Source organism: Steroidobacteraceae bacterium (assembly GCA_041395505.1).
In the GTDB taxonomy this organism is placed as follows: domain Bacteria; phylum Pseudomonadota; class Gammaproteobacteria; order Steroidobacterales; family Steroidobacteraceae; genus JAWLAG01.
Map to the genome: position 1 here is coordinate 749,290 of JAWLAG010000001.1, position 18,420 is coordinate 767,709.

Below are 18,420 nucleotides of genomic sequence, written 5' to 3' on the forward strand. Positions count from 1 at the left end.
TTGACCATGCTGCGGGTCCTCGTCGCTTTCGGTTTGGTCATATTGCTTGCAGTCGCAGGTTTGATCGTGGCGGGGCGAACCGGCCGGCTTGCCGCTGACCCCGCCGAGGCGAGGTCGCTCTACGGCGCGCCTCCATCACAATTCATGGATATCGACGGCGCGAGACTGCATTTTCGCGACGAAGGCACCGGACCCATACTGGTACTGCTGCACGGCTCGCGAGCGAGTTTGCACCAGTGGGACGGTTGGGTCGCCGAACTGGGCGGCCAATATCGCATCATTCGCGTCGATGCGCTGGCGCATGGACTGACCGCGAACGACGGCGGCGATTTCAGCGCGCAGCGGCAGGGTTATCTCCTCGACCGGCTGCTCGAGCGACTTGGGGCTCAGCACTTCGCGCTCGCAGGAACATCATCCGGTGCCACCCAGGCGATTGATCTTGCGGCAAGGCACCCTGAGCAGGTGGAGAAGTTGCTGCTGTCGACCGTGCCGCTGCGCCTTCCTTCCAGGCAGCGCCTGTCGGTGCACGACCGGCTGATTTTCTTTCTGCATGACGAGGTTCTCGGATCGAAAGGCACCGATCTGTATTGGCGGACCTTCCTGCAAAGCATTTATGGTGATCCGAGCAGGGTCACGCAGGCGTTGGTAACCCGGTATCGAATTCTGAATACCTTGCCGGGGCGGGAGGAGCAATTTCAGGCGCGACTCGCCAGCTGGCAGCGTCGTGGTGGGGCTGCGCGGGACTATGCGTTGGCGGGCAAAGTCCGGGTACCTGTACTTGTGCAGTGGGGTGGCGCTGGGTCCGTGCTGCCGCGGGAGCTGCATTGCGAGATAGTCGCCGCGTTCACCGCAGCCACGGTCACGACGATTACCTACCCCGAACTGGGCCACAAGCTGGTCATGGAAGATCCAGTGCGCACCGCTCGCGATGCCGCCGCTTTCCTCCGAGCCAGCGGCGAGCGTAGCGCCGATGACGGTCAGGCGGGTGCGCCCGCAGCTGGCTGCGGCCTGTCTGCATCCCGAAGCCTTGCCAGTGTGTCGGCGTCCAGCTTGTAGAGCATGATCAGGCCGATGCCAAGCAGCTGGCAGGCCGCCGGAACGAGCGCTACAGCGTAACGGGTCATGTCCACGGCCGATTGTGGCTGCGCGCCGCGCCCCGCATCACCGGAAATCATGCCCGCCGCGGAAAATGCAAATCCCACGATCAGCGGCCCCAACACGAATGATGTGGTTTGCATGAGTTCGAACAGGCCGACAAAAAGGCCGCCGCGCTGCTCCTTGCTGCACAATCGATCGTATTCGATGGTATCTGCAAGCATTGCCATGGCGACTAGTACGCTGCCACTGCCGAGCGCTCCGGACAGCACTGCGCGCAGCAGCAGAAATACCTGAGGCTCGCTCGGGACAGCGAACAACCACGACAGGTTGACGAGCCCCAAGGCAGCAAAAAGCGCAATCGCCAGGCTGCGTCGCTCGATGGTGCGCAGCGCCCGGTTCCACAACGGTACGGCTGCAACACCAACCAGATTGCTAGCCAGGCCAAACAGGGCGAGTGCACTTTCGCCGCGCCGCAATACATCCGACAGGAAGAACAAGAACGCGGCACCTATGAACGCTGTGCCGAGCTGAAGTGTCATCTTGACCAGAAGAATGACCAGGAACGGCTTGTTTTTCAGCGCTGAACGATACGATGCCGCAGGTGTCGATGTGCCGATCCCTGGCGATAGCGCGGGCGCTTTCCCGGTTGCTGCCACGACCCAAAGCATTGTCGCGCCAACGACAACTGCAGCGGCAACGGACATCAGTGCGTAAGCGTCCTTCTTGCCGCCGAGCGCTGCGATAAGGGCGGGGGCGCCTGCGGTGATGACGATTCCCGCCGTGTAGACAAAGAATGTGCGCCAGGCCATCAATGTCGCTCGCTCGGCATAGTCGTTTGTCATTTCAGCGCCCTGCGCCATGTACGGTATGGCGAACAGGGAGTACCCGGTGCAGTAGAGCAACAGCGCCGCGAGCGCAAACACGTAAAGCGCCGGTCCGATATTCATCGACGGCAAATTGAAAACCGCTACGCAGCCAGCTGTGGACAGCAAGGCCCCTGCGAACATCAACGGGCGCCTCTTGCCCCAGCGGCTTTGCGAGCGGTCACTCAGCGTGCCGATGAGGGGGTCGATCACGGCATCATAGATGCGAGTGATCGCGAGTAACGTACCCGCGATGGCCGCTGGCATACCTACATGACGTACCAGATAGAACACGACAAAGAGGTTGATGAGGTAGAGCATCGACGTCGCGCCGAGGCCGCCGAGTCCCCAGCTTGCCCGCAATGACAAGGGCAGGCCCGTGGTCATTGCGCGAGGTCGCGTGCAACACGAAAACCGAGGTGATCGTTGCGCGTTGCGATCGGATCTCCGATGCGTTGCGCCGTCCGTACGCTCCACGCGCTCAGTGACCACGCGCCCCCTCGCACGTTGCGCAAGCTGCAATCGCCACCGGTGATCCATGCCGACCCGTCTGTTGGCGCGGCTTCGTATGATTCGTGATGACAGTCCTCGAGCCATTGCGCGCTATTGCCCGTCATGTCATGGAGTCCGAAGCCGTTGGCCGGAAAAGATCCGACCTCGAGCGTTCCCTGGTGTGTTCGGCCGAAGTTCGCCTGGGACGCATCGAGCGTATCGCCCGAGTAGTACGCTGTGCTGGTTCCGGCGCGCGCCGCATATTCCCACTCGGCTTCGCTCAATAACCGATAGGGCTGTCCGGTGCGCTCGCGCAACCAATCGACGTAGGCCCTGGCGTCGGTCCAGTTGACGTTGATTACGGGGCGCCGTCCGCGACCCCAACCTGCATCGTCCGGCCGGTATCCCCTGCAACCGCCGTCGGCGACGCAGGCGTCCCACTCCGCGAACGTCACGCTGTAGCGCCCAACCGCGAATCGATAGCCGATGCGGACTTCATGCAGCGGGCTCTCCATTTTGTCGAACATGGCCAGCACCGCCAGTCTGCGGCGATCTTCCGCTCGCGAGCCCATGGTGTACCGTCCCGGCGGCAACACGACCATCTCCGGGCAGACCGCGCAGTCCTGCAGCCGCCGGCCTGGGGCAGGATCCCGACCTGCAGCAGCGCATCCACAGATCAACGCGAAAGCCAGCAGCGGCACTATGGCCTGCGGGTGAAATCTAGATTGCACAGTTCACCGGATTGTAGGCGAAGAGCCCCAGGCCTTCGTCGACGGTGACATTACCCACGGATCTGGAATAACGGTCGGGATCGCTGGCGTGAAAAATGCGCACCGCCTTGCGCGACTCCTCGAAGACGAAGCGCGCCCGTTCACGACGCGCAATCTCGTAGCGGTGCAATGCCGCGGGTATGGATTCGCCTGTGGCGAAACAGCGCGCAAGGACCACGGCATCTTCGATCGCGAGGACCGCTCCGTGCCCGAGAAAGGGCAGCACCGGATGGGCCGCATCGCCGAGGAGCGCGAGGTGTCCTTCGGTCCATCGCTCGAGTGGTGTGCGATCGAACAAGCCCCAGCGAAACAGCGCGCCGTCTGCAATTGCCATCATGATGAAGCGGACAGTGTCGGTCCAGCCCGAGAATTCCTCGAGCAGCTCGTCACGCTGCGCCGGTATCGACCAGCCCTCCTCGGTCCAGGTATTGCGTTCGGCGAAGGCAACGAGATTGAGCAGGCGGCCGCGCTGCACGGGATACACATTCACCATGTGGCCCGGTCCAATGAAAATGCCCGAGCTCGGTTGCAGGTCGAGTGCACTGAGATGCTCCATCGGGATGAGCGCGCGCCAGGCGACATAGCCCGTGAATCGCGGTTGCTCGGGCGAGAAAATCTGCGTACGCACCGAAGAGCGTTGACCATCAGCGGCGATGCAGGCAGCGGCAGTTTCGATGCTGCCATCCGCCATTTCGATCTCGACATGGGGCTCGAGGCGGCGCAGGCCACGCACTGCCTTCGCCAACTGAATTGCATCGGCATCGTTTGCGTGCACCGCGGCGGCCAATGCGCCATGCAGGTCGGCGCGATGAATGAGGTAATAGCGTTCGCCGAAGCGCTCGAGCAAACTCCGGCCACGGTTCGAAAGCATCAGCAGCCTGCCATCGCGGTAGTGCCGCGCGAACTGCTCCTCGGGCATGGTCGCGCGTTCGCGCAGGAATTCACCGAGCCCCAGATGATTGAGCGCGTGTGCGGCCGTTGGGCTGAGCGAAAGGCCCGCGCCGACTTCGGCTAGCTTTGGCGCCTGCTCGTAGACCCGCACTCGCAGGCCTGCGCGTTGCATTGCAAGCGCGGTGCATAGTCCGCCGATACCGGCGCCAATGATGGCGATCGAAGGTTCTTGCATGAGGGCAGGTCCGATCGGCAATATCCCATGCGAATCATCGATCGCCTGAATGAAGAGCATTGCCGCTCCTGGGGATTTCAATATTGGTCTCTGCGAATCGCGAGCACGGGTATTCGGAATTGCGTCGCGGCTGGCGCATGGTCATCGCCGCCCTGGTGGGCGTGGCTTGCGGATCCTCGCCAATTCCCTACACCGCGATTGGCCAGCTCATCGGTCCCATGCGCGAAGCGCTTGGTTGGTCGATCGCCGAGATCAGTCTGGCAATCACCTTGTTCGGCCTGTGCGCATCGGCTATGGCGCCCCTCGTCGGTGCCATTGCCGATCGGCGCGGCGTGCGTCCTGTTGCCTTGCTGTCATTGTTGTTGTTTGGTCTCGCATTCGCGGCGCTCGGCGCAACGCCCGCCGTCGTTGGCGCCTGGTGGTTGGCATGGGCGCTGGCCGGACTTGTGAGTGTCGGGTCGGGAACGTTGAGCTGGACGCGGGGTATCGGCCTGTGGTTCTTCCGCCAGCGCGGGATTGCGCTTGGATTGGCGCTGATCGGCACCAGTGTGACGGGTGTGATGGTGCCGCAGGTCGCGGGCTGGGCAATCGATCGTTTCGGTTGGCGCTCGGTGTTCCCGCTGCTCGCACTGCTGCCATTGCTGGTGGCATTGCCCGTGGTCTGGCGTTGGTTCCGTGAGCCGCCTCCCGAACACAGACCGCCCGAGGTTTTTGCGGAAGGAAAGCCGGTCGGTCTGCCCGTAGCCGCGGTTGTACGCGGCTACCGATTCTGGGTGATGATCGCCTCGATACTACTGATTGCGCTGGCCTATGGCGGCATCTTCGTGCACCTGCAGCAGATGCTGGAACTGGCGGGTTTCGACCGCACGGTCGCTCGCGGCGTGGTCAGCAGCATGGCCGCGGCAATTCTGCTCGGGCGCGTCGCTACGGGCTGGTTTCTCGATCGCTTCTGGGCGCCGTTGGTGACATTGCCCGTGCTCAGTCTGCCGGCGCTCGCTTGCATATTGCTGGCGAACGATACGCTCGTTCTGCCGATCGCGTTCTTCTGCGCACTTGCGGTTGGTCTCGCGGCCGGCGCGGAAACCGACATGATCGCCTTCATGGCGGCGCGGTATTTCGGCATGGCGCACTACGGCAGGATCTACGGACTGCTGTTCCTGCCCTTCGGCATTGCGTCGGCCATTTCACCGACACTCTATGGAATTGCCCGCGATCGGACCGGCGATTATGACGCGGCGCTTGCCTTCGCCGCCGGCATGTTCATCGTTGGCGCTGCGCTGCTGTTGGCACTCGGTCGTTATCCGGATTTCACGGCAGAGAAAAAAGCTGCCAACCCTGGTCACTTTGTGGCACCGGCTGCGAGCGCCGACTCGAGGGCGCGCTGAGTGAGCCGGGTCAGTCGTACGCCTTCGTCATGCAGTACACAACGATGCCTTTGGCCATGCACGGCGTGTGCGAACTCCTCGAGTTGGGTGCGAAAGTAGTGATCGAAATCGCGGCCACCCATCCGGTGCATCGCAGACGCGGGGAGTTGCGGCTCGATGATCAGTTCGTCGTCGACATACAGGTAGTCCCCGTCCTCGATCCGGACCATTGACCGCTCGAAGTGCACGCAACGGCGATCGACGACAAAGCTCTGGTTGTACGACAGGTGGATCTGCGCAAGACGGGATTGCGGATAACGAAGTATCATCATCGCCTCGTCTTCGCCTTGCCAATCCGCCTGGAGTCGTGCCGCCTGACACTGGACAGAATCAGCTTGCTCGCCCTGAAACACCAATTGCACGAAATCGAGCGCGTGTGGCGCGAACAAGGAAAGTATCAGTCCTTGCCGAGGCGTGCGCGTTGCCCACCAGGGCGCCTGCGGACCCTTCCAGTGCACAAGGTTGGCCACGCTGACGGCGCGCAGTGTGCCGAAATCATCACGATGATCCTGCAGCCATCGTATCGGCGCGCTGTGCCGCAACGTAAGCCCCACGGCAAGCACGCGGTCAAGACGATGCGCGGCATCTGCCATGCGTTCGGCGTCGTGCACCGTTTCCGCCATCGGTTTTTCGACCAGTACGTGCCGGCCGGCTTCGAGAGCGGCAATGGCCTGGGTCGCGTGCAGTGAGTTCGGCGTGCAAAGAACGACCGCATGCACGTCATCGCGCGCGAGTGCGATGTCGAGGTCGGCGCAGGCTGCAGCTGCGCCGTATTGATCGGCGAACCGACGGGCGCGGTCAACGTCCCTGTCGACGGCGGCGGTCAGGCGAAATTCACGCTGCAGCGCAAGAATCGCACGTGCATGTGCGTGCGCGATGCGGCCGCAACCTACGATAGCAACACGAATAGGAGAGTGGTTCATGTCAGGACGAATCCCGGTGCATCGCTACGGCGGCTTGACCAAAACCCTGCACTGGGGATTGGCGCTGCTGCTCATCATCGAGGTGCCTGCAGGTTTCGTAATGAGCGCAACCTATGGCCCCAGTTTCAAGGACCCGCAGGTGCTGTCGCTGCATCTGTTGGCGTCCCAGTTCCATCATACCGGCGGGTTCATCGTGCTGATTGCCGCAATGCTGTGGGCTGCGCGCAGGCTGGGTGCAGGTCGACCGGATTGGGACCCAGGCCAAGGCCTGGGACAAAGATGGGCCGCTACCGCCGTGCAAACCAGTCTATTGCTGTTACTGATATTTGTCCCCTGGGCGGGCTGGACCGCGTTGTCGGCGCTTGCTGATTCGCCGCAATTCGGCGTGACGCACCGCTGGTTGTTTGGTTTCGATGGCCTCGTGCCGCGCATTTGGGAGCCGCTGCCTTTCAGTGATCCTCGCGGTTACCGGCGCTTTGCGCAACTGCATGTCATCGGGCTGTGGGCAGGGCTCGGGTTGCTGGCCGCGCATGTCGGCGCCGCGCTCTGGCACCACTTCGTCAAACGTGACCGGGTGCTGCGGCGAATGTGGCCGCTCGGCGAGTCCTGACCGGGCGCATCGTCAGGGCCGCAGCTGCGGCGTCGCGGCTTCGATGTAGGCGCTTGTCAGCTGCGCGAAGCGTACCGGTACCTCGAGCGGTGGGTAATGCCCGACATCGGGCAGCATGACTTTCGACACCTGGGTACTGCTCAGATAGCCTGCCAGTTTGTCGGCCGATGCGGGCACCAGGAGTGCATCCCGTCCGCCCCAGATGAGCAGCGTCGGCGCCCTGACCCGAGCCATCGCCGCGCTCGCTTTGTCGTGATCGGCCACCAGCCCGATCAGTGCCGTGTAATTCTTCTCTATGACGCGCCGATTGAAATCATAGTACTGGGTACGGATCTCCCTCGACAGTCGCGAGGGTTCACCGCTGAAGAAATCAAGGAACGAGTTCCAGAATCGTTCCGACTGAAAACCTGTTTCCTTCGCTTCGCGCTGGGCATCGGCAAATTCAGGCGTGAACGTGATGTGGCCCGTACTGACCGGATCGGACGGCGTGTTCGACAGTATCAGTCGATCGACCCGATCCGGAAAATCCGCGGCGATGTACATGCAGGTCGTGCCGCCGCTCGATACTCCCACGCAGGTCACACGATCCACACCGAGGCTGTCGAGCAGATGTATGGCGAAAGATGCCGGTTCGACATGAGCAGCGGCTTCGTCCGAAACGGGCCCTGACAGACCCTGTGGCGGGATGTCGTAGCGGATGACGCGGTAGTTCCTTTGCAGCAGGGGCGCGATGAAGTCCCAGGTACGCAAGGTGCTCTGTGAACCGTGGATCATGAGAATGGCGGGCCCCTGCCCTTCGTCCCGGTAATGCACCTCGACGCCGTCGATTGTCGCAATGCGACCACCCGAATCGAGATACTTCGCCCGTAACTCGCTCACGGTGAGTCGTGGGTAGTTCGCTGCGAGAGCCACGGTCGGCGCCAGGATGACAACGGCAAGCCAGGCAACCCGGCGTGACAGAACATTGCGGCACTGAAGCATCATGACCTCACTTTAGGATTCATCCGCGCTGCGCGACGCCAAGATTAGCCCATTCGCCCGCAGGCAGGGCCTGGCCGGACCAGCAATTCAATATTGGAATTACTATCCTATCGCACTGCGTTGTACTGTGGCGCTTATGCCGGACTCCAATCTTCCTGTGGCGCGCGTTTCCCACTCGGTACTCGAGGCCCAGTGGCTTGCCGCCGAAGTGCAACGCCGCTATCGCGTGGCTGGCCGGGTGGTCGGCTTCCTGCTCTACCGCGGAATGAACGACGTTTACCTGATGCAGGATGACGATGCGCGCTATGCGTTGCGTGTCTGGCGGCGTAGCTGGCGCGATGTCGATGCGGTGCGCTATGAACTCGAGTTCCTGGACTTCCTGCGCCAACGGCAATTTCCTGCCTCGACGCCAATTCGTCAAGCGGCGGGCGATCTGTATTTCAAGGTCGACGCACCGGAAGGCGAGAGGGCGGTGGCGCTCTATACCTGGGCGCCCGGGCGCAAATTCGGCGAGGTGCTCGATGAGCGCACTGCGGAACGCATTGGCGCCGCATTTGCGCAGATGCATTTGCTCGGACTCGAGTACTACGGCGAACGACGCGCTTCCACAGACGATGCCATCAGCTTCATGGTCAATGTGCCGCCACTGCTCGAGTTTCTCTACGATCGGCCGGACGACGCGCGATTTTACGAGACGCTGGCGCCGCGCCTCGTCGAGCGCCTGCGGGTGCTTGGTCGTGCAGGTGTACCGATGGGCGTATGCCACCGTGACTTTCATCCGAGCAACGTCCATGTCGATGACGACCAGCGGCTGACATTGCTCGATTTCGACGCGGCAGGCGAAGATTTCCTGATGCAGGACGTCAAGAATTTCACCTGGGGCAATCTTTTCTACGGTTTCTCGCCTGTCTACGCCGAGGCCTTCGAGCGCGGCTACGATTCCGTGCGGCCGTTCACCACCCTGGAACTCGAGAACCAGGATCTTTTTCTACTTGCCAAGGCGTTCCGGCTGGTTGCCGGAATGGCGCACAGCTCCGCAGCCGTCGGACGCGGTACGTTGCGCTTCCGCGGCCTCGATTGGCTCGGCCAGTACATCCGCGATCGCGCGCGCGACTGTGATCTGGCGTGACGAGCCGCTCGGCCAGTCCGTGGTGGTTCGTAACGCTGTTGTCATTGGCCGCCGTACTGTCGATCATCGACCGCGGCATCATCAACCTGGTGGTCGATCCGTTGCGCGCCGAGCTCGGTCTGAGCGAAGTTCAGGTCGGCGCGCTACAGGGTCTCGCATTCGGCATGATCTATGCCGTAGGTGGCCTGCTGCTCGGCATGTGGGTCGATCGCGGCAATCGGCGCAATCTCGTGATTTTCGGTATCTCGGTGTGGAGTCTGGCAACGGTAGCCGCCGGACTTGCGCGCGGCTTCGGCGAAATGTTCGCCGCCCGGCTGATCGTGGGGCTTGGCGAGGCCGCGCTTGCGCCCGCGGCGATTTCACTCATCGCCGATTTGTTTCCGCCGCATCGGCGCGCGCGGCCGACCGGCGTGTTCATGGCCGCACAGGGGGTTGCTTTCGGAATTGCCATCAGCCTGACCGGGATGGTGATCGCTGCCGCGGCCGGGAATCAATTTGCAGTCATTGGTCTGCCAGCGACACTTTCGCCCTGGCGCATCACCTTCGTGCTTTGCGGCGCGGCGGGTTTCGTCCTCGTGCTTGCACTGGCCACTTGTCGCGAGCCGGCACGCAATTCGCGCGATGGAGCGCCGGATGTGCGGGCTCAGGCGCGGGCGGCCCTGCGCCACGGCCGCGATCGATGGCGCTTCCTGCTGCCGCTGTACCTCGGCTTCGCTGTCTGCTTCATGGCGGTCTACGGCGCCGCTGGGTGGAACCCGACGATGCTGATGCGCGGTTTCGCATTGACGCCCTCCGATCTTTCCGCAACGCTTGGGCCGCTCATGGTGGTATTCGCGGCCGCAGGGCCCCTGATCGGAGGTGCCATCATCGATCCCATCGTGCGTCGCGGCGGTGACCGTGCGCGGCTCAAGCTGGTCGCGGCCGTGACCCTGTTAGCAATTCCTTCGGGGCTCGCAACCCTGGCGCCTTCCAGCGCCATCGCGATCGGGCTGGTCGCTTCGGGGAGCGCGATTTATCCTTTTGTGGGACTCGGTGTGCTTACCTGCCTGCAATCACAACTGCCGGCCGACATGCGCGGACTCGGCGTTGCGGTGACGGGCCTGCTCAATACGTTTATCGGCGCCATCGGCGGACCACTTCTGATTGCCTGGATCACGGAGCGGCTGCTCGCGGATACTGCGCGGGTTGGCGAATCGATATCGTTCCTGGTCGTGCCCTGCCTTTTGCTCGCAAGCACGTTGTTCATGGTCGCTGCGAGAGCATTGCCGGCCGAGGGCCCGGGCGAGGTCCCGACTGGCCGCGTTGACGGAGTCAGGGCCGGTGAGCGCTGAAGATCTTGCGGGCGCCGGTGATCGCTGGGTCGGGGCGGCCGCACTGGCGGGTGGCAAGCACTATGCCTACTGCAATTTCGGTGCCCTGCACTATCGACGGCTGTGCAGTACGGAAAATTCGGGCGCGCTGCCGGCAGTCCTGTTGTTGCACCAGACGCCGTTCGGACTCGTTGAATGGGTCGACGTGCAGCCGCGGCTTGCCCGGCTCGGTTTCGATGTCATCGCACCCGACAATCCTGGCTTCGGAATGTCGGACCCACCGCCAGCGACGGTGACGATTGCGGATCTCGCGGACAATCTCGCGACCTTCCTCGATACGCTCGGGCTTGCGGACGTTGCTGTCGCCGGACATCACACCGGCGCGGCGATCGCTGCGGCGTTTGCTTCCCGCCACGCGAACCGCGTCAGCGCACTGGTGCTTCACGGCTGCCCGCTCTATTCCTTGCAGGAGCGCAGCGAGCGCCTGGCGCGAGCGCAACCTTCGCTTGCGCCGACAGCCGATGGCAGCCATCTCAGCGACCTGTTTCGCTCGATAAACGGGTACGCGGGCGATGCGACTGCCAATATGGTGTCAACCACCTGGGCCACATTGGGCGCAGCGCTTGCAGGCAGCTCGCCATCGGTTTACCGCGCGGTATTCGCCAACGACATGACAGGCGATATCGACGCGATCCGCGCTCCCACACTGGTGCTGACGGATGAGGCAGACAACCTGCACGACAAAGACCTGCAGGTGCAGGCGCGGCGTCAGGATTTCGAGCTGTCGATATTTTCAACGCGTGGTTCCTTTGCCCTGATGCAGGACCCGCATGCCTGGGCGGCGAAGGTTGCCGAGTTCCTGCGCAGGGCGCAGCCTCGGAGTTTGCCGGATTCCAGATCATGTTGAGACGGGGGGTACGCCGATGATTGCCAGAGCTTCTGATCCGACCGCTCGTGCACGGGGTCCCGCGCGGGTCGCGCTGGTACTCACGCTGCTTGGTTTTGCCGGACTCGGGCTCGCGGGCGATCTGCCGCGCCCCGGACGGAGCTTTCGCGACTGCAAGGTCTGTCCGCAGATGGTCGTCGTGCCACCCGGCAAATTCATGATGGGACGGGACGACGGCGAGGATGGACGCTATGAAGGGCCGGTACGGGAGGTGGTCATACCCAAAGCTTTCGCCGTGGGTCGTTTCGAGGTGACACAGGCGCAATATCGGGCTTTCGTCATCGCATCTGGTCACACGAGCGCCGGCACGGGTTGCAATGATTTCCGCGGCAACAAGGTCGAACCCGTGCCGGGTACGAACTGGCAGGATCCCGGCTACGGTGAACCCGTACAGGATGATCAACCCGTCGCCTGTGTACGCTGGAGTGATGCGGCCGCTTATGCAGCCTGGCTCGCGGGTCATACAGGAAAAAAATATCGGCTGCTCACCGAGGCCGAATGGGAATACGCAGCCCGCGCCGGCAGCAGCGGAACCTACACCTGGGGCGAGCAAGCTGAACTCGCCTGCCGGTTCGCGAATATTCATGATCGGTCCGCGGCTCGCAGGTATCCGGATCTGCCCTATGAGCCGCCCCCCTGCGACGATGGTTATGCGGGGCTCGCTCCCGTCGGGCGCTTCGCGCCAAACGCCTTCGGGCTCTACGACATGATCGGGAATGTCTGGGAGTGGATCGAGGATTGCTATGAAATGCCCTATGGTTCCACCCCGGTCGATGGTTCGGCTCAGCTCGCGGTGGGCTGTGACCGGCGCGGCGTTCGCGGCGGCTCGTGGCGCACCGCCTACAAACGTCAGCGTCCATCGTTTCGCGGGCGCGACCCGGAAGCGTTGACCAGCCAGATCTTTGGCATTCGAGTCGCGCGCGATTAGGGCGATTTTCGGTGATGACACTCGGAGGCTTCCATGATGCCTAGGCGACGCCTGGTCGAAATCCTTGGGCTTGGGCTGGCTGCGGCGTGCTCGTGCTCGGCAGGCGCTGCGACGCTCAGCATCGATACGGGCCGTATTGCCGGCGAGCGTCAGGGCGAGGTCACCGTGTTCAAGGGCATTCCCTACGCCGCGGCACCGGTAGGTGCATTGCGTTGGCGCGCACCACAGGCCCCGCCGAGTTGGCGAGGAGTGCGTGCGACGAAGCAATTCGGATCCGCGTGCCTGCAGCCGCAGCGCGATTCGGTCGCAGAGAACCTCGGCGCGCCCATATCCGAGGATTGCCTGTATCTCAATGTCTGGCGACCTGGCGAAGGCGAGGGGCCCTGGCCGGTCATGGTCTGGATTCACGGTGGCGCTTTGACCCACGGCGCAGCATCGACGCCCCAGACCGACGGTGCCGCCATCGCTGCTCGCGGCATCGTCTTCGTGTCGTTCAACTATCGCCTGGGTTACCTGGGATTCTTCTCCCATCCGGCGCTCACGCGCGAGGCGGCCGACGGCGGCCAGATCGCCAATTACGGGCTCATGGATCAGGTCGCAGCGCTGCGCTGGGTGAAGCGCAACATTCGCGCCTTCGGTGGCGACCCATCGCGTGTCACGGTTTTCGGCGAATCGGCTGGTGCCTTTTCGATTCAATTGTTGATGGTCAGTCCGCCCGCCCGCGGCCTGTTTGATCGGGCGATCATTCAGTCCGGATACTATCGCGGTTCATTCCCGCGCCTCGATGCGGTGGCCCCCGATGGCCGGGCGTCGGCACAATCTGCAGGCATCGCTGCGCTCGATGCCATCGGAGTCAAGGCGAAAAACGCCGATGAGCTTCGTGGACTCACCGTTCCACAGCTTCAAGCCATGCCGCAGCATGGTTTCAGTGGCGCTGTTCCGGCAATTGACGGCCGTTATGTCACTGACGACCTCTGGCCCGCGTGGCGCGCTGGCAAGGCGGCACCTGTTCCGATCATCGTCGGGGCGACGGCACTCGAGACGCCGGCATTGCCGCCGTCGATCCGCGCGCGTGTCAACGAGACGCTGTTGAAATTCATCTCGCTCGAGGAACAGGATGGATTGGTCGCGGCCTACGGCGGGCCAGCCGCTTTCGATGAGCATTTCAGCAGCGATTTTTCCTTCGCTGCGCTTCTTTACAGTTTCGCGCGAATGCATCGTGCGCACGGGCATCCCGCCTATCGCTACCGGTTCGGTGCATTACCGGAGTCGGCCGCCAATCGCTTCCGCGGATTGCCTCACGCCGGCGAGCTGCCTTATGTGTTTGGTACGCTGGAGCACGCCAACTGGCCGATGCAGGGGCGCGACCGGGAAATTTCGCGAGCGGCGCTCGATTATTGGACGGCATTTGCCCGCGGTGGAGTGCCAGCACCGCCGGATCGAACCGCCTGGCCGCTCGCTGACGATGATCAGATCATGTTGTTCGACAACGATGGCGCGCGCGCGATCATCGACGATCGGGCGCCACGGTATCGTGCCGCTGCAGCGATTCTCGATCCACGTTCCTGAGCGCGATGCGTGATCTCGTGCAGCCTTGGGCGAGCGCGGGGCAGCGGCCGTCAATCTGCGGTGGTCAGTCGCGGCGGGGCCGTGCAAGCCCACGCTGCACGGCCTCACGCTCGAGCAGGGTTTTTCGCCAGCGCACGACCCGAGGCCAGGCGGACAGTTCGCCATGTTCGTCGGCGAGGCCCGGTATGCGCAGCGCCGAATTGGTCCACGGGAATGTGGCAATGTCGGCGATCGAGTAGTCGGTTCCCGCCAGGTGACGTTGCACCTCCAGGCGGCGATCCATTACGCCGAGCAGGCGCTTCGCTTCGCGCGTGTAGCGTTCGATGCCATAGGGCACGCGTTCCCTGGCATAGATCGTGAAGTGACCAGCCTGGCCAAACATCGGCCCGACGCCCGCCATCTGGAACATCAACCACTGCAGTGTCGTGTAGCGTGCCTCGCCCGCGGCGGCCAGCAATGCACTGCCGGTCTTCTCGGCGAGATAGATGAGAATCGCGCCGGACTCCCACAGCGTGATCGGCCTGCCGCCGGGGCCCGATGGATCAACGATGGCCGGGATCTTGCCATTTGGATTGATGGCAAGAAAATCGGGCTGGAATTGTTGTTCCTGGGCAAGGTCGATCAGCCGGAGTTCATAGGGCAGCCCGACTTCCTCGAGCATGATCGAGACCTTGTGCCCATTGGGTGTGGCATGCGTGTAGAGTTGGATCATGGCTACAATGATAACGGCGATGCGGTCGATAACCGTTGGCGTATCGAATCTCGACACAGCGCTGCGCCTCTTTCATGACGTCATGGGCCTGTCGCTCGAGTGGCGAGAAGCCTTGCCGCTGGATCTTGCGGCGGCCTGGGGCCTGCCGGCGAAGCAGCGCGGCGAATGGGCCGAACTGTCCTGCCGCGCCTACCCGACAGGGCGCCTGCGGCTCCTTGCACTCGATCCGGCGCCCACGCAGCGGGTGCGCTTCGACAGCCTGCTCGGCGGTCCGGACAGCGGCCTGGACGTCGGCCCGAAGGCGATCGACTTCTATGTTCGCAGTCCCGCAGAGCGCTGGTGGCGCGAACTCGTCGATGCCGGATGCATTGCGCGCTCGCCGCCGGTGCGTCATGTAATCGGCGATGTCGACAGCGAAGAGGCGGTATTGTTCGGCCCCGATGGTGTGCCGCTGCTGATCATGGTCGGCCACCACCACCACGCCGCGCAGATGCGAGCCGGTTCGCCGCATGGTAATTACAGCGAAGTCGCAACGGTGTCCGTGGTGGCGGGGGACCTCGATGCGACACGTCGATTCTATGGCGACGTCCTCGGGCTGGTTGCGGTGCAGGACGACGAGACACCGGAGACGCATCGCGAGGCCGTCAATCGGCTGGTCGGCATACCCGCCGACTCCAGGGTGCGCTTTTTGCTGTACCAGGACCCGGGTGAGCCGAGCGGCAAGATCCTCATCGTGCATTTCGGCGGCGCGTCGCAAAAGTGCCTGGCGGGGCGCATGCATCCGTCGCGACTCGGTGTCGCTTTGTTTACGCATGGTTGCAGCGACCTGCCGCAACTGCATGCACGGGTCAGGGCCCTCGGCGACTCCCGCATCGGCCGCGTCGAAGTCCCACCGGTCGAAGCAGCCGGACGCGAACGTATGCTGCTCGGCGGGCCCAATGGCGAGCTGTTCGAAATCGAATCGAACTGACCGGCTTCCTGCCGACCGGGCGACTGTGACGCAGTTCCGCCGTTGCGCGTCGGCACATGAAACCGATCACAACCGCGAAACCAGCCGATCTGAAAAATCGCGTAGAACTCAATGATCGCGCGCGCCAACCGATAACCGCTTTTGCCACCGGTGCCGTTTCCCGGTGATTGAAAGCGATATGTCGAACCCGCACGCACAGGATGGCGTCGTCCTGCCCTCGCAAATCACGATTCGCGAGGCCGCGAAACTGCGCACGCAACTGCTCGCCGCGTTGTCGCAACCGAGCGAGCGCGTCGATGGCACGCAGGTTTCCCGGATAGACACAGCGGGGATCCAGGTAATTCTTGCCTATGTTCAAGATCGCGCCCGTGCCGGACGCAGCGTGAGCTGGTGCGCGGTGTCGGACGCGCTGCGCGATGCGGCTGCACGACTGGGGTTGACGCAGTCACTCGGGCTTGGGTCCTGAGGTTGTCGCGATGACCGTCGACCTGACCCAGTTTCATGCAGCATTCTTCGAAGAGAGCGTCGAGGCGCTCGACTCGATGGAGGCTGCGCTACTGAAGCTCGACGTCGGTACGCCGGATGCGGAGCTGATCAATACCATCTTTCGCGTGGCGCACTCTATCAAAGGAGGCAGCGCGACTTTCGGCTTCAAGGAGATCGCCTCCTTTACCCACTCCCTCGAGACCCTGCTCGATGAATTGCGCGGCCAGCGGCTCGATGTCTCGCAGTCGCTCCTCGATTTGCTGCTGAAATCCGTCGATGTCATGCGGGGCATGCTGAGTGCGACGCAGACGCAGCAGCCGATCGATGCGCAACTGGCCGCAGATGTGCAGTTCGATATCGAACTGGCGATCAATGCCAGGCCGCAGCCCAAAAGCGAAGCGGGCGAGCAACCCATGACTGCCGTGCCGGAAAAGGACGCGACCCCGGCGCAAGCGGGTTGGTCGATCCGATTCAGTCCCTGGCCGGAACTGCTGGCGAATGGCAACGATCCGCTGCGAATCATTGCCGAGCTCGAGGCGCTTGGCAGCGTGTCGGTGCATGCCGACCTGTCGCGCCTTACCGCCCTGGCGGATCTGGCGCCGGACAATTGCCTCCTGCAGTGGGTGATCGAAGTACGAAGTGAAGTTACCCGCGAAGTCATCGAACAGGTATTCGAGTGGGCAGAGGGTGAGTGCAGCCTCGTGATCGAAGCGCTCGCCGCCGGGCACGAGGCCGGCGCCGCCAAGGTCGCAGTCTCCGCAGCCGCGGCGGCAGCGATTGATCCGGGTCCCGCGGTTGCCGAAACGGTGACGACAGCGGCAGCAGCCATCGCATCACCCGCTTCGCAGGCGAAGCCGGCTCCCGCTGCGAAACCACCCGCCGCCAATGCAGATGCGGGTTCGATTCGCGTCGGCATCGAGAAAATCGATGAACTCATGAATACGGTTGGCGAACTGGTGATCACGCAATCCATGCTGACCCAGCTTGCGCTCAAGGCCGAAGGTCCGATGATGGATCGCATGCGCGAGGGCCTCGCGCAACTCGAACGCAACATGCGCGAGTTGCAGGACAGCGTCATGCGCGTACGCATGTTGCCGATCAGTTTCGTGTTCAGCCGGTTTCCGCGCATGGTGCGGGATCTGGCGCAAAAGCTCGGCAAGAGCGTCGAGTTGAAGATCACCGGCGAGAACACCGAACTCGACAAGACGGTGATGGAGAAAATCGGCGACCCTCTGGTGCACCTGGTCAGAAATTCCATTGACCATGGCCTCGAGTTGCCCGCCGACCGGCAAGCTGCCGGCAAGCCTTCGACCGGGACGGTGTCACTCAATGCGTTCCACCGCGGTGGGAATATCGTCATCGAGGTGTCGGACGATGGGCGGGGGCTTGCCCGAGAGAAGATTCTGGCCAAGGCGCGGGCGCGCAACCTGGTCGGCGCGAACGATGTGCTGACGGATGCGCAGATCAACGAGTTGATCTTCATGCCGGGTTTCTCCACCGTCGACCAGGCGACCGATGTATCCGGACGCGGTGTCGGCATGGATGTCGTGCGACGAAATATCAGCGAACTCGGGGGCGCGGTCGAGCTGCGCAGTGAGACCGGCAAGGGCAGCTGCTTCACGATTTCCCTGCCTTTGACGCTAGCGATCGTCGATGGCCAGACCGTCGATGTCGGCGGCCAGACCTATATCGTGCCGCTGCTGTCGATCATCGAGTCGCTGCAGCTCAAGCCTGGCACGATCAATCGCATCGCCGGTGGCAACGAAGTCTTCAGTTTTCGCGGTGAATATCTGCCGATCGTTCGGCTCTACGAGGTGTTCGGCGTAAAACCGCGCACGCGCGAACTCACGGAAGGCCTCGTGATGGTTGTCGAAGGTGATGGTCGTCGCATTGGACTGTTCGTTGACGAGTTGCTCGGGCAGCAACAGGTTGTCATCAAATCCATGGAGACCAACTACCGCCGAATCGACGGAGTGGCCGGCGCGACCATTCTCGGCGACGGCGAGGTTGCGCTCATTCTGGATCTTGCAGGCCTCGTGCGCCTGGTCAACCAGCGGATTGCCGCCTGATCCACATTCGGAGG

General features: G+C 63.0%; 17 protein-coding genes. 11 read left to right on the forward strand and 6 right to left on the reverse strand.

Features of this window, described 5'->3' with window-relative positions:
* Positions 1-6 precede the first annotated feature (6 nt).
* The gene (locus R3E77_03435) at positions 7-1,056 is read left to right on the forward strand and encodes an alpha/beta hydrolase (GenBank protein MEZ5498467.1); all 1,050 of its coding nucleotides are present in this window, start codon (positions 7-9) and stop codon (positions 1,054-1,056) included.
* On the opposite strand, the gene R3E77_03440 is transcribed toward R3E77_03435, so the two are convergent.
* Genes R3E77_03440 through R3E77_03450 form a run of 3 tightly spaced genes read right to left on the reverse strand, consistent with a single transcriptional unit; the run spans position 978 to position 4,409 of the window.
* The gene (locus R3E77_03440) at positions 978-2,348 is read right to left on the reverse strand and encodes an MFS transporter (GenBank protein ID MEZ5498468.1); all 1,371 of its coding nucleotides are present in this window, start codon (positions 2,346-2,348) and stop codon (positions 978-980) included. The two genes, R3E77_03435 and R3E77_03440, sit on opposite strands and share 79 nt — an antisense overlap.
* Entirely contained in the window at positions 2,345-3,184 is an 840-nt protein-coding gene (locus R3E77_03445; GenBank protein MEZ5498469.1) for a formylglycine-generating enzyme family protein, read from the reverse strand. The genes R3E77_03440 and R3E77_03445 overlap by 4 nt, the downstream gene beginning before the upstream one ends.
* Entirely contained in the window at positions 3,174-4,409 is a 1,236-nt protein-coding gene (locus R3E77_03450; protein MEZ5498470.1) for an FAD-dependent monooxygenase, read from the reverse strand. The genes R3E77_03445 and R3E77_03450 overlap by 11 nt, the downstream gene beginning before the upstream one ends.
* 23 nt (positions 4,410-4,432) lie before the next feature.
* Here R3E77_03450 and R3E77_03455 point away from each other — a divergent pair, with 23 nt between their 5' ends.
* Positions 4,433-5,734 (forward strand): MFS transporter, encoded by a 1,302-nt coding sequence (locus tag R3E77_03455; GenBank protein MEZ5498471.1) that lies wholly within the window; start codon positions 4,433-4,435, stop codon positions 5,732-5,734.
* On the opposite strand, the gene R3E77_03460 is transcribed toward R3E77_03455, so the two are convergent.
* Entirely contained in the window at positions 5,689-6,696 is a 1,008-nt protein-coding gene (locus R3E77_03460; GenBank protein MEZ5498472.1) for a Gfo/Idh/MocA family oxidoreductase, read from the reverse strand. The genes R3E77_03455 and R3E77_03460 overlap by 46 nt on opposite strands.
* Here R3E77_03460 and R3E77_03465 point away from each other — a divergent pair.
* A complete protein-coding gene (locus R3E77_03465; protein MEZ5498473.1) occupies positions 6,695-7,306 on the forward strand; it encodes a cytochrome b/b6 domain-containing protein in 612 nt (203 codons plus the stop codon). The genes R3E77_03460 and R3E77_03465 overlap by 2 nt on opposite strands.
* 12 nt (positions 7,307-7,318) lie before the next feature.
* Here the strand turns inward: R3E77_03465 and R3E77_03470 are convergent, their stop codons facing one another.
* Entirely contained in the window at positions 7,319-8,290 is a 972-nt protein-coding gene (locus R3E77_03470; GenBank protein ID MEZ5498474.1) for an alpha/beta hydrolase, read from the reverse strand.
* A 154-nt stretch (positions 8,291-8,444) separates the two neighbouring features.
* On the opposite strand from R3E77_03470, the gene R3E77_03475 reads away from it, so the two are divergent.
* From R3E77_03475 to R3E77_03495, 5 genes are read left to right on the forward strand one after another with little or no spacing between them, the layout of a single operon-like run.
* Positions 8,445-9,416, forward strand: a complete 972-nt coding sequence (locus R3E77_03475) for a phosphotransferase (protein MEZ5498475.1) — start codon at positions 8,445-8,447, stop codon at positions 9,414-9,416.
* Positions 9,413-10,747 carry an MFS transporter gene (locus R3E77_03480; GenBank protein ID MEZ5498476.1) on the forward strand — a complete coding sequence of 445 codons (1,335 nt, stop codon included), beginning with the start codon at positions 9,413-9,415 and terminating at the stop codon, positions 10,745-10,747. The genes R3E77_03475 and R3E77_03480 overlap by 4 nt, the downstream gene beginning before the upstream one ends.
* Positions 10,737-11,633, forward strand: a complete 897-nt coding sequence (locus R3E77_03485) for an alpha/beta fold hydrolase (protein MEZ5498477.1) — start codon at positions 10,737-10,739, stop codon at positions 11,631-11,633. Before R3E77_03480 ends, R3E77_03485 begins: the two co-directional genes overlap by 11 nt.
* Positions 11,634-11,649: 16 nt before the next feature.
* Positions 11,650-12,600: a formylglycine-generating enzyme family protein gene (locus R3E77_03490; protein MEZ5498478.1), complete on the forward strand. Its 951-nt coding sequence runs from the start codon at positions 11,650-11,652 to the stop codon at positions 12,598-12,600.
* A 33-nt stretch (positions 12,601-12,633) separates the two neighbouring features.
* The gene (locus R3E77_03495; GenBank protein MEZ5498479.1) at positions 12,634-14,169 is read left to right on the forward strand and encodes a carboxylesterase family protein; all 1,536 of its coding nucleotides are present in this window, start codon (positions 12,634-12,636) and stop codon (positions 14,167-14,169) included.
* A 64-nt stretch (positions 14,170-14,233) separates the two neighbouring features.
* Here R3E77_03495 and R3E77_03500 read toward each other — a convergent pair whose 3' ends face one another.
* A complete protein-coding gene (locus tag R3E77_03500) occupies positions 14,234-14,881 on the reverse strand; it encodes a glutathione S-transferase N-terminal domain-containing protein (protein MEZ5498480.1) in 648 nt (215 codons plus the stop codon).
* Here R3E77_03500 and R3E77_03505 point away from each other — a divergent pair.
* From R3E77_03505 to R3E77_03515, 3 genes are all read left to right on the forward strand, one after another.
* On the forward strand, positions 14,880-15,851 hold the full coding sequence (locus R3E77_03505; protein ID MEZ5498481.1) for a VOC family protein: 972 nt from the start codon (positions 14,880-14,882) through the stop codon (positions 15,849-15,851). The two genes, R3E77_03500 and R3E77_03505, sit on opposite strands and share 2 nt — an antisense overlap.
* A 178-nt stretch (positions 15,852-16,029) precedes the next feature.
* The gene (locus R3E77_03510) at positions 16,030-16,317 is read left to right on the forward strand and encodes an STAS domain-containing protein (protein MEZ5498482.1); all 288 of its coding nucleotides are present in this window, start codon (positions 16,030-16,032) and stop codon (positions 16,315-16,317) included.
* 10 nt (positions 16,318-16,327) lie between these two features.
* Positions 16,328-18,406 (forward strand): chemotaxis protein CheA, encoded by a 2,079-nt coding sequence (locus R3E77_03515; GenBank protein MEZ5498483.1) that lies wholly within the window; start codon positions 16,328-16,330, stop codon positions 18,404-18,406.
* Positions 18,407-18,420: the final 14 nt, after the last annotated feature.